The following is a 12,271-nucleotide window of genomic DNA, read 5'->3' on the forward strand; positions in this document are numbered from 1 at the left end:
ATGTTTAAAAAAAATCGTATCCTTTGGATTATCTTGGCAATTGCGATTGCCTTGGCTGTCTATTTTTTGGTAATCAAACAAAAATCGCCCGATTCTGAAGATGCATCTGCCGAAACACTTAAAGCTCAAGTATCAAATACTAATGCGGCGCTTACGGTAAATACCGTCAAAATAAAACGCACCATGCTGAACTTAACCATCCCAGCCAACGGCAATATCGCAGCATGGCAAGAAGCAGTCGTGGGGGCAGAAGTAAATGGCTTATTGCTGAATGAGGTGTTGGTGAATGTGGGTGATTCGGTTAAACGCGGGCAAATACTGGCACGTTTTGCATCGGACACTATTTCAGCCGATTTAGCTCAAGCCAGTGCAAACCTTGCAGAAGCAAAAGCCGCAGCAATCGAAGCCGCTGGCAACGCTAGTCGTGCTAAAAGCATACAAAATTCAGGCGCATTAAGTACGCAACAGATCGAGCAATACTTAAGTGCAGAAGCCAGCACCAAAGCACGGGTTGAAGCCGCTGAAGCCACACTTAATCTACAGAATATCAAGCTAAAACAAACCACAGTCAATGCACCAGATGACGGCATTATCTCATCGCGGACCGCAACCGTTGGCTCTGTTGCGGCGGCGGGGCAAGAGCTATTTAAACTGGTGCGCAAAGGTCGTTTAGAGTGGCGCGCAGAACTGACATCAGCAGATATCAATAAAATACATATCGGCATGAAAACGGACTTAACACTTCCCGATGGGCACATTTTAACGGGAAAAGTACGCGCAATTGCGCCGAGTATTGATAGCCAAACACGTAATGCCTTGGTGTATGTGGATATCCCTGCAGATACAGCCAAAGCTGGCATGTATGCGCGAGGAGTATTTGTACTGGAAAATACAGAAGCTTATACCTTGCCTGCCGATGCGATTGTGCTGCGAGATGGCTTCGCCTACGCGATGCAGGTGATAGCCAAGCCAGTTGATAAAAATAGCCCTGCGCAAACTGACGGATTGAATCCAATCGCCCAAATCAAACAAATAAAGGTAAACACAGGAAGGCGCAGTGGTGACTTAGTTGAGCTATTAGATGTTGAAGACCAAACATTGAAAAATAACTTTGTTGCCAGTGGCGGTGCATTTTTAGCCGATGGCGATACGGTTAGAGTCGTGCCTAAAAATGAGCGTGTTTCAACTGAAAGTGTTGCAAGATGATGAACGTCTCAAGCTGGTCGATTAAAAATCCTGTCCCTGCGCTCATTTTATTTATTCTATTAACGCTAGCAGGCTTCATGAGCTTTAATGCCATGAAAGTACAAAACTTTCCCGATTTAGAGCTGCCAACTGTCACAGTTAGCGCTTCCTTACCAGGCGCCTCACCTGGGCAACTAGAAAACGAAGTGGCACGAAAACTGGAAAACTCTATCGCCAAACTGCAAGGTTTAAAGCACATTTACACCAAAATTCAAGATGGTAACGTCACGATTACCGCAGAGTTTCGTTTAGAAAAACCCACGCAGGAAGCCGTAGATGATGTGCGTTCTGCGGTAACTGAAGTGCGCGCAGACATGCCAGATGATTTACGTGACCCGATTGTTTCCAAGGTCAATCTAGCTGGGTCTCCGATTTTAGCGTTTACGATTTACTCTGCCAGTTTAGATGATGAAGCGCTTTCCTGGTTTGTGGATGACACCGTTACACGCAAATTACTTAGCGTACAAGGCGTAGGAAGCATAAGCCGCGTAGGCGGTGTGAATCGCCAGATTTGGGTGGAACTGGATGCCGCTAAACTGCAGTCATTAAACGCCAGTGCAGCAGATATCTCACGCCAATTAAGACTCGCGCAAATTGAAGTGGCTGGCGGCGCAACTAAACTTGGTGGCAGTGACCAACCTATTCGTACGATTGCAACAGTGAAGTCTGCTGAAGCACTCGCACAATTAGAAATCATCTTAAATGACGGCAGAAAAATCCGCCTGGACCAAGTCGCCACCGTGAAAGACACCATTGCGGAACGTACATCTACAGCACTATTAAACGGCAAAACAGTGGTTGGCTTTGATGTCACGCGCAGCAAAGGCGCAAGCGAACTGGAAGTTGGTGCGGGCGTGCATAAAGCTCTAGATGAGCTAAAAGCGGCACATCCTGATATTGAAATCACCGAGGCGTTTAACTTTGTCACACCAGTACAGGAGGACTTTGATGCTTCTATCACGTTGTTGATTGAAGGTGCAGTGTTAGCGGTTCTGGTTGTTTGGTTATTTTTGGGCGATTTTCGGGCGACGTTTGTATCAGCGATTGCGTTACCACTATCGGTGATTCCAGCATTCATCGGCATGCACTATTTGGGATTTTCAATCAACGTTGTTACTTTGCTTGCACTCTCGCTGGTTGTGGGTGTGCTGGTGGACGATGCCATTGTAGAAGTAGAAAATATTGTACGCCATCTACGCATGGGCAAATCGCCCTATCAAGCAGCCATGGAAGCAGCTGATGAAATTGGCTTGGCCGTTATCGCAACGACTTTCACTTTAATTGCCGTATTTTTGCCCACGGCTTTTATGAGTGGCGTTCCAGGAAAATTCTTCAAACAATTCGGCTGGACAGCCTCTATCGCGGTTTTTGTTTCATTAGTGGTCGCACGCGTATTAACACCTATGATGGCGGCATATTTAATGAAGCCAATCAATAAAAGCCATGTAGAAGATGGGAAAATCATGACGCTGTATATGCGCGTCAGCAGTTGGTGCTTAAACCATCGCTTAGCAACCACCTTGGCGGCTATTACCTTTTTTGTAGCATCCCTGATGCTCATTCCATTTCTGCCCACAGGATTCATTCCCGCGGACGATAACTCGCAGACACAAGTACGATTAGAACTACCGCCGGGTGCATCCTTGCAGCAAACGGTTGCATCATCAGAACAGGCGCGTTTAATTCTCGCTAAAATTCCTCACATCAAAAATATCTATACAACTATTGGTGGTGGCGCTGCTGGCACTGACCCTTTTGTCAGTTCTGGTGCGACTGAAACGCGAAAATCTACGTTAACCATCTTATTGGATGCGCGTGGAGAGCGCCCCAAAAAACAAGTGATTGAAAAACAAATACGCGAACAATTACAGCAATTACCAGGCGCCAGAATCAATGTTGGCTTGGGTGGCAGTGGCGAGAAATACATATTGGTACTTTCTGGCGAAGACAGCAACGCACTACAGGCAGCAGCTAATTCGGTTGAAAAAGATTTACGTACCATTGCAGGCTTGGGCAATATCGCTTCCAGCGCATCTTTAGTCAGGCCAGAAGTAATTGTAACGCCCGATTTCACTGCAGCAGCGGATTTAGGTGTGACCAGCTCAGCCATTGGCGAAACTTTGCGCATTGCCACGGTAGGTGATTATCAACAAGCATTAACCAAACTTAACCTGGAGAAGCGCCAAGTACCAATCTTGGTTAAACTCGACAACAGCGCTAAAACCGATTTAAGTGTATTGCAAAAGCTGGCGGTACCAGGCTCCCGCGGACCCGTGCCATTAGAGCAAGTCGCCAGCATGAAGATTGCCAGCGGCCCAGCCATGATTGACCGCTACGATCGCTCACGCAATATTCAATTTGATATTGAGACTTCAGGCATGCCACTGGGTGAGTTAGCAGAAGCGGTTAAAGCATTGCCCAGCATTCAAAACCTGCCTCTTGGTGTTGAGCAGCGTGAATTAGGCGATTCAGAAGCCATGGCGGAGTTATTTGCCAGCTTTAGTTTAGCCATGCTAACCGGCGTGGTTTGTATTTATTTTGTATTGGTGCTGTTATTTAAAGACTTTTTGCAACCAGTGACTATTCTTATTGCGCTTCCATTATCGCTGGGCGGTGCATTTTTAGGTATGTTGGTTGCGGGAAAAGCACTGTCAATGCCATCAATGATTGGGTTGATTATGCTGATGGGTATTGCGACCAAAAACTCAATCCTACTGGTGGAATACGCCATTGTTGCGCGTCGAGAATTACATTTAAGTCGGCTTGAAGCGATTAAAGACGCCTGTCATAAACGTGCACGTCCGATTATTATGACCACCATTGCGATGACCGCAGGCATGTTACCACTGGCCTTAGAATGGGGCACTGGAGATGGTTCATTCAGAAGCCCGATGGCGGTTGCAGTAATTGGCGGCTTACTGACTTCTACAGTATTAAGCTTATTAGTGATTCCTGTGGCATTTACTTATGTGGATGATTTTGAGCAGTTTCTTGCAAGATTGTTTAAACGTGCAACAAAAAGTAAGGCGCAGAGCAGTGTTTAAATCATTTAATAATTAAAACAAGGTAGAAAATACTTAATCAAACAGCTGTGCTTCGCGCTCAGTGGCTCTGTGCATAACCTCTTGTTTTTGTTGATTGGTGAAATCCCACCAAGCTTGAATCTCATCCATTGTTCGATAACAGCCTTGACACAATCCGCTTAAGTCATCCATGCTACATACACCTATACAAGGCGATTGAATTTCAATTTCTGACATTTACCTATTCCAAATATTCAATTAACATTTAAGCCACATATAAAAATGCGCGATTTTTGAAATCGCGCATTTATTTAACACTTAAAACAACCTCACTTTAAAGTTAATGGTTTTAAACAGTTAACTTAAAGTGCCATGGCACTGTTTATATTTTTTACCAGAACCACACGGGCAAGGGTCGTTACGTCCAACTTTCACACCTTCGCGCACCAATGGTTCACCACCAGCAATCTGTGCACTTTCGGCATCGGCAGAATCACCCGCTGGATTAGCCAAGGCCTCATCAAAATCAGCGTGCTGGTATTGTACATTTGCAACATCAGCAGGTTTTTCAACCGCTTCCACATCATCTTGCGTTTTTACCTGTACCAGCATCGTCACTTTAGTCACTTCGCTTTTAACGGTATTTAGCAAACCTTCAAACAATGCAAACGCTTCACGCTTATATTCCTGCTTAGGATTTTTTTGCGCATATGAACGCAAATGAATACCTTGGCGTAAATGATCTAACGCTGCCAAATGCTCACGCCAATGGCTATCAATGCTTTGCAACATCACTGCACGCTCAAACTGGCGCATCGTGTCATTGCTGGCCAATGCTTCTTTAGCTTTGTATGACTCCTCTGCAGCATCAGAAATACGCTCGCGCAAGGTTTCTTCATGTAAATCAGGATTATCTTCCAGCATTTTCTGCAACGGCAAATCTAAACCAGTTTCGGCAATCAGATCTTTTTCCAGACCTGGGATGTCCCATTGCTCTTCCACGCTACCCGGCGGAATATGCGTACTGAAAATACTGGCAATCACATCTGCACGCATGGCACTGATGGTTTCACCAATATCATTGGCCTCTAATAACTCATTACGCTGTTCATAAATCACTTTACGCTGGTCATTTGATACATCATCAAATTCTAGTAACTGTTTACGAATATCAAAGTTTCGGCCTTCCACCTTGCGCTGTGCATTTTCAATCGCACGCGATACCATGGCGTGCTCAATCGCCTCGCCCTCTGGCATTTTTAAGCGTTCCATAATCGCCGAAACGCGATCGCCAGAAAATATGCGCAATAATTGGTCATCCAAAGCCAAGTAGAAACGGCTTGAACCTGGGTCACCCTGACGGCCTGAACGACCACGGAGTTGGTTATCCACGCGACGTGACTCATGGCGTTCGGTACCGATAATATGCAAGCCACCCGATGCTAATACGGCATCATGTCGCTGTTGCCATTCCGTTTTAAGTTGTGCGATTTTGGCGGCTTTTTGTGCATCATCCAATTTTTCATCTAAATTAACCGCGTGAATTGCAGATTCCGGGTTACCACCCAATACAATATCCGTACCACGACCAGCCATATTGGTCGCGATAGTGATTGCACCTGGCTGACCAGCTTCTGCCACAATATGTGCCTCACGCTCATGTTGCTTAGCATTTAACACTTCATGTTTTAAGTTCGCTTTGGTCAGCAAGCCAGAAATAATTTCTGAGTTTTCAATCGACGTAGTACCTACCAGCACTGGCTGGCCAATGGCTTGGCACTGCTTAATATCCTCAATGACCGCATTATATTTTTCTGCGGAGGTGCGATACACCTTGTCCATCGCGTCTTTACGCAACATGCTTCGATGCGTTGGAATAACAACGGTTTCCAAGCCATAAATCTGATTAAATTCATATGCTTCGGTATCGGCTGTACCCGTCATACCGCTTAACTTCTCATACATGCGGAAATAATTTTGGAAAGTGATGGATGCAAGTGTTTGATTTTCTTTTTGAATCGCCACGCCCTCTTTGGCCTCAACTGCTTGATGTAAGCCATCTGACCAACGGCGACCTGGCATTTTACGACCGGAGAATTCATCCACGATCACAATTTCACCATCATCTACAACGTAATGCTGATCTATTTTGAATAAGTTTTGCGCACGCAACGACGCATAAAGGTGATGCACTAGCGTGATATTAGACGCCTCATAAAGACTGGAACCTTCAGCCATTAAGCCAGAGCTGGCTAAAATCGCTTCTGCGCGCTCATGCCCAGCTTCACTCATGGTAACTGTTTGAGCCTTTTCATCGACCCAAAAATCGCCATCGCCATCTTCAACAGTTTGTGCAGTTAACTGTTTAGCGACTGCATCAATTTGATTATATAAATCGATGCTGTTTTCTGCTTGGCCTGAAATAATCAATGGCGTACGTGCTTCATCAATTAAAATCGAATCGACTTCATCCACCAATGCATAACTTAAAGAGCGTTGTACACGCTCATCCTTGGTAAATACCATGTTATCGCGCAGATAATCAAAACCGAATTCGTTATTGGTACCGTAAGTAATATCAGCTGCATAGGCTGCTTGCTTGGCATCATGCGGCATTTGCGATAAGTTAATACCGACACTTAGGCCTAAAAAGTTATATAACTTGGCCATCCACTCCGCATCACGTTTCGCTAGGTAATCGTTCACAGTGACGACATGCACACCTTTGCCTGTAATCGCGTTTAGATAAACTGGCAACGTTGCTACCAAGGTTTTACCTTCACCCGTGCGCATCTCGGCAATCTTGCCTGAATGAAGCACCATGCCACCAATCAACTGCACATCAAAGTGGCGCATACCTAACGCACGCACACCACCTTCTCGCACCACTGCAAACGCTTCTGGCAATAACTTTTCCAGGCTTTCACCTTGTTGAAAACGCTGTTTAAACTCTTCGGTTTTTGCCCGCAAAGCTTCATCGGATAAAGCTTGCATGGCGGGTTCTAATGCCAGAATTTCTTTAACGGTTTGGCCATACTGCTTAACAAGCCTATCGTTACGACTGCCGAAAAATTTTTTAACCAACGTGGATAACATGAAGAGACACCGCTTTTCCGAGACCTCGGAAACCTATATTTGAGATTAGATGGAAGTTTGTTTGTATTGTAAGGATATTGGGTAGTTATTTTTTATTTCAATGTCGTTTTTCAATTTAACTAGTCGTAAAAATGAACTATTAAAATATTGATTATTGGTGTAAATATTTGCGTGGATCAAGTGCATTGCCATTAAGTCTAATTTCGTAATGCAAATGCGGGCCGGTTGATCGCCCTGTACTGCCCACTTGCGCGACTATTTGACCTTTAACCACGCGCTCACCTGCTTTAACCAACAATTTAGAAGCATGTGCGTAACGTGTTTCCAAACCTGACCCATGGTTAATTTTAACTATATTACCATAATCGGGTGTACGCTCAGCGCTAGATACAATGCCATCAGCAGCAGCCCTGATATCCGTACCCGTATTCGCCGAGAAGTCCAAACCCTCGTGAAAAGCTTCACGGCCATTGAAGGGATCTGCACGCCAGCCATAACTAGATGAGTTAAAAGCAGCATCTATCGGACTACTGTTGGGCAACATGTCTTTCAGCACACTTTTCTGTAAAATCTTAGCTTCAATACTACTTAAATAGTCATCACGCTTATTCACTGCTTCCGTTAACTCTTCTATCGCAACAATCAAATCTGCCTCAGTCATGGCGTGCGACTCCACAAAAGGCCCACCAACACCGCCATGATGTATGTTATTAACGGGTTTTAAACTGGTAATATTGATGGCTGCACTTTCTTTTTCACCCGCCAATTTTGCCAGTCGCTGACTTTGCGCATCCAATCGCATCATGCGAGCCTGCAGCTCACCCAGTTCTCTAGCATAGGCATCCAAATGTACTTGCGAAGAGATAATAGAGCTTTTAATTTGGGGCGGTAGCAGCGCCTTCATACCCTGTTCTTTAATATTGCTTGGAGGCGTAATAAAAAGTAAAGTCAACATCACCGGCACTAACACTAAAGACGTAATCAGTACACCAGCCTGAAAAGCCGACAAACTTTTGGCCGTCGCCAATTTGTTAGAAATTAAAATAATATTCATAAAATAATGGTTACTCACATTTGTTAAGACAATGCATACCTTTAGTGGATATGCATCCAACTTAAGTCACTAAATCTTATTCATTAGTTTCGTTACAACTGTTTTTTAGCTAAGATTCAGCATGCGCAAAATTGATACGCTTCTCAATCACAATAGCCAACTTAGTGCTTTGACTAAGAATGTGCAGTCTCACCAACTATTGCAAAAATTTTGGGTGGCTGCAAGCCCGCAAATGCTGAGCAATTTAAGTTTTGTGGGCAGTTTAATAAACGGTCAGTTAACTGTTTACGCACACAGCGCAATTGTCGCAAATAAAATCAAACTGACCATCGCTAATCTTTTGACTCAGTTACAAAATCTACAACAAAGCAACCCTAACTTTAGGGAATGTAAAGTTACTGCAATTGTGGTGAAAGTGCAAGTTAAATCTCACCCCAAAGTGCCAGCAAAACCCATACGCAAACTCTCCAAAAACGCTTCCAATAGCCTCAAAAAGCTAGCGCTAGATTTAGGTGAATCCCCCTTATCCAATCAACTTAACTCGCTTGCCAGTAAGGTATCGCAATAAAATATTGCGCTAAACAATCAAGCCTGCCATCAGATTAAAACCGCTTGAATCGCCTGTTTTAATTAACTTTACTTAAAAAAATACCCAGCAATCCTTCGGTTGTCGCCACTGTTTATTAGTGACATAATGCATTCAGTTGTTACAAATTAATTACATTTATTACAACTTGGTTTTTACAAGCTAGTCGCATTATTCTTACAGTCATTGATGTCGTTTCAGATTTATCCATAATAAATAGATAGGGAGAAGTCATGTCAGTTGCACTAATAATCGCCATAGCTGCCGCAGTTCTAGCAGTGCTATATGGTGTCGTAATGAGTAGATGGATTACCAATTTGCCAGCAGGCAACGTGCGCATGCAGGAAATCGCCGGCGCCATTCAACAAGGCGCAGCAGCCTATTTAGCCCGTCAGTACAAAACAATTGCTATCGTGGGCGTTGTATTGGCAATTTTAATTGCTGTATTTTTAGGCACGTCTACCGCCATCGGCTTTGTACTAGGTGCTGTTTTATCAGGTGCATGCGGCTTTATCGGTATGAATGTATCAGTAAAAGCCAATGTACGCACAGCTCAAGCCGCAACCAAAGGTATTGGTCCCGCGCTTGATGTGGCATTTAAAGGTGGCGCAATTACCGGCATGCTGGTGGTCGGTTTGGGTCTATTAGGCGTGGCTGGTTTTTATTGGTATTTAGGTGCTGAGGCAAACACAAACTTAGACCCTTTAATCGGTCTGGCATTTGGCTCTTCATTAATCTCCATCTTTGCGCGTTTAGGCGGCGGAATTTTTACTAAAGGTGCAGACGTTGGCGCGGATTTAGTCGGCAAAGTGGAAGCCGGCATTCCGGAAGATGACCCACGTAATCCTGCTGTGATTGCCGATAACGTAGGTGACAATGTGGGCGATTGTGCAGGCATGGCAGCCGACTTGTTTGAAACCTACGCCGTTACATTAATTGCCACAATGGTATTGGGTAGCTTATTGATCTCTGATGCAGGTGCGAATGGTGTGATTTATCCATTAATGCTGGGCGCGGTCTCAATTGTCGCTTCTATCATCGGCTGTTTCTTTGTGAAAGCCTCGCCAGGTATGAAGAACGTGATGCCAGCTTTATATAAAGGCTTGGCAGTTGCAGGCGTTTTATCATTAATTGCCTTTTACTTCGTCACGCAGTATTTGTTTCCACAAGGTTTAACTGCGGGCGACTTAACGGTTTCTGCGAATCAACTATTCGGTTCTTGTTTCGTCGGCTTAGCTTTAACCGGTGTGTTAGTCTGGATTACCGAGTACTACACAGGTACAGATTACGCGCCGGTAAGACATGTTGCGCAAGCCTCAACTACCGGCCACGCCACCAACATCATTGCAGGTATCGGCATCTCAATGAAATCAACTGCATGGCCGGTGCTTTCAGTCTGTTTAGCGATTTGGACATCATTCCATTTGGGTGGTTTATACGGCATCGCAATCGCCGCAACAGCCATGTTAAGCATGGCGGGTATTGTAGTGGCGCTAGATGCTTATGGTCCGATTACCGATAACGCTGGTGGCATTGCTGAAATGGCAGAGCTACCCAGTAGCGTGCGTGATGTAACCGACCCATTGGACGCTGTTGGCAACACGACCAAAGCGGTGACTAAAGGCTATGCCATTGGCTCAGCTGGCTTGGCAGCATTGGTATTATTCGCCGATTACACACACAAATTAGAAGGTGCAGGCATTGCGGTTAAATTTGATTTAAGTGACCCAATGGTGATTATTGGTTTATTTATCGGCGGCTTGATTCCTTTCTTGTTTGCCGCTATGGCGATGGAAGCCGTTGGCCGTGCAGCAGGCGCAGTGGTTGAAGAAGTGCGCCGTCAGTTCCGCGATATCAAAGGCATTATGGAAGGCACGGCTAAGCCGGAATACGGCAAAGCCGTTGATATGCTGACGACTGCTGCGATTAAGGAAATGATGATTCCGTCATTATTGCCAGTGGCAGTTCCCATTGCAGTCGGCTTATTATTGGGCCCTGTTGCGCTGGGTGGTTTGCTGATGGGCACGATTGTCACAGGTCTATTTGTGGCGATTTCAATGTGTACAGGCGGCGGCGCTTGGGATAACGCCAAAAAATATATTGAAGATGGCAACCACGGCGGCAAAGGTTCAGATGCACACAAAGCCGCAGTGACTGGCGATACTGTTGGTGATCCGTACAAGGATACGGCGGGTCCTGCCGTGAATCCACTGATTAAAATTATTAATATTGTGGCCCTGTTAATTGTGCCGTTATTACATATTTAATCTATTGTTCAATCTGCATAAATAAAGTTTTAACGTAAAAAAGGCAGCCAAGGCTGCCTTTTTTATTGCCCGTAACCAGCTAATTAAAATGCTGGCTTAACAGCCGCATTATTATAATTTTCAACGCCAGCTAAAATTTCTTTTCTAGCCGCGTCAATATCGCCCCAACCGTTAATTTTCACCCATTTGCCTTTGTCCAGATCTTTATAATGCTCAAAAAAGTGTGAAATCATTTCCAAGCGCCATGGTGAGACATCGGCAAGGCTATCCAAATGTCCATACAAGCCACAAACTTTAGGCACTGGCACTGCAAAAACTTTAGCATCCAGACCAGCTTCATCTTCCATCAATAGCACGCCTAGTGGACGGCAGCGTACAACCACACCAGGAATCAATGGTACTGGTGTCATCACCAACACGTCTACAGGGTCACCATCATCCGATAAAGTGTGTGGGATATAGCCGTAATTAGTTGGGTATTGCATCGCAGTACCCATAAAACGGTCCACAAAAATCGCACCGCTATCTTTATCGACTTCGTATTTAACAGGGTCGCCCTGCATTGGAATTTCGATAATCACATTAAAATCATTGGGTAAATCATTGCCAGATGGCACTTGGTTTAACGACATGTTGAATATAGCCTTGAACTAAAAAACGAAATTATACTAGAAGTTTGTAAATGATTTGTTGTACTTAAGTGTGAAGATAAGTGCAATTCATGTTAATACACGCCGGCACTCCGCGATGATGTCTGTGGGCGTTAATTTCAATGCAAGATACAACAACAAGGGCACAACGACTAATTCATCCACCTGCCCGATAAGCGGCAGAAAGTCTGGAATTAGATCAAAAGGCATTAAGACATAACCAATCGCCAGCCATAATAACGCTTTGGCTAGTTTTGGCGTTTGTGGATGCTGATGCAAACGTTGGTAAAAAACAAACTCGCTTTTAAGACGCGCAGCTATTTGTTTTAATTTTGCAAACATATCAATGT

General features: G+C 44.6%; 9 protein-coding genes. 4 read left to right on the plus strand and 5 right to left on the minus strand.

Annotation, left to right across the window (positions count from 1 at the left end):
* Entirely contained in the window at positions 1–1,206 is a 1,206-nt protein-coding gene (locus K370_RS05480; RefSeq protein ID WP_047539650.1) for an efflux RND transporter periplasmic adaptor subunit, read from the plus strand.
* Positions 1,206–4,289, plus strand: a complete 3,084-nt coding sequence (locus K370_RS05485) for an efflux RND transporter permease subunit (RefSeq protein ID WP_047539652.1) — start codon at positions 1,206–1,208, stop codon at positions 4,287–4,289. The genes K370_RS05480 and K370_RS05485 overlap by 1 nt, the downstream gene beginning before the upstream one ends.
* A gap of 33 nt (positions 4,290–4,322) precedes the next feature.
* Here the strand turns inward: K370_RS05485 and K370_RS05490 are convergent, their stop codons facing one another.
* From K370_RS05490 to K370_RS05500, 3 genes are all read right to left on the minus strand, one after another.
* Entirely contained in the window at positions 4,323–4,505 is a 183-nt protein-coding gene (locus K370_RS05490; RefSeq protein ID WP_047539654.1) for a DUF1289 domain-containing protein, read from the minus strand.
* Positions 4,506–4,625: 120 nt separating this feature from the next.
* Positions 4,626–7,364: a preprotein translocase subunit SecA gene (secA, locus tag K370_RS05495; RefSeq protein ID WP_047539656.1), complete on the minus strand. Its 2,739-nt coding sequence runs from the start codon at positions 7,362–7,364 to the stop codon at positions 4,626–4,628.
* A gap of 151 nt (positions 7,365–7,515) precedes the next feature.
* A complete protein-coding gene (locus K370_RS05500; RefSeq protein ID WP_047539658.1) occupies positions 7,516–8,418 on the minus strand; it encodes a M23 family metallopeptidase in 903 nt (300 codons plus the stop codon).
* A gap of 121 nt (positions 8,419–8,539) precedes the next feature.
* On the opposite strand from K370_RS05500, the gene K370_RS05505 reads away from it, so the two are divergent.
* Positions 8,540–8,986 carry a DciA family protein gene (locus K370_RS05505; protein WP_047539660.1) on the plus strand — a complete coding sequence of 149 codons (447 nt, stop codon included), beginning with the start codon at positions 8,540–8,542 and terminating at the stop codon, positions 8,984–8,986.
* 251 nt (positions 8,987–9,237) lie between these two features.
* Positions 9,238–11,271 (plus strand): sodium-translocating pyrophosphatase, encoded by a 2,034-nt coding sequence (locus tag K370_RS05510; RefSeq protein ID WP_047539662.1) that lies wholly within the window; start codon positions 9,238–9,240, stop codon positions 11,269–11,271.
* Positions 11,272–11,354: 83 nt separating this feature from the next.
* On the opposite strand, the gene ppa is transcribed toward K370_RS05510, so the two are convergent.
* Together ppa and K370_RS05520 are read right to left on the minus strand one after the other, a co-directional pair.
* Positions 11,355–11,903 carry an inorganic diphosphatase gene (ppa, locus tag K370_RS05515; RefSeq protein WP_047539664.1) on the minus strand — a complete coding sequence of 183 codons (549 nt, stop codon included), beginning with the start codon at positions 11,901–11,903 and terminating at the stop codon, positions 11,355–11,357.
* Between the two features lie 87 nt (positions 11,904–11,990).
* A complete protein-coding gene (locus K370_RS05520; protein ID WP_047539666.1) occupies positions 11,991–12,263 on the minus strand; it encodes a YkvA family protein in 273 nt (90 codons plus the stop codon).
* Positions 12,264–12,271 lie beyond the last annotated feature (8 nt).

The organism is Methylotenera versatilis 7, assembly GCF_000799165.1.
GTDB classification, from domain to species: domain Bacteria; phylum Pseudomonadota; class Gammaproteobacteria; order Burkholderiales; family Methylophilaceae; genus Methylotenera_A; species Methylotenera_A versatilis_A.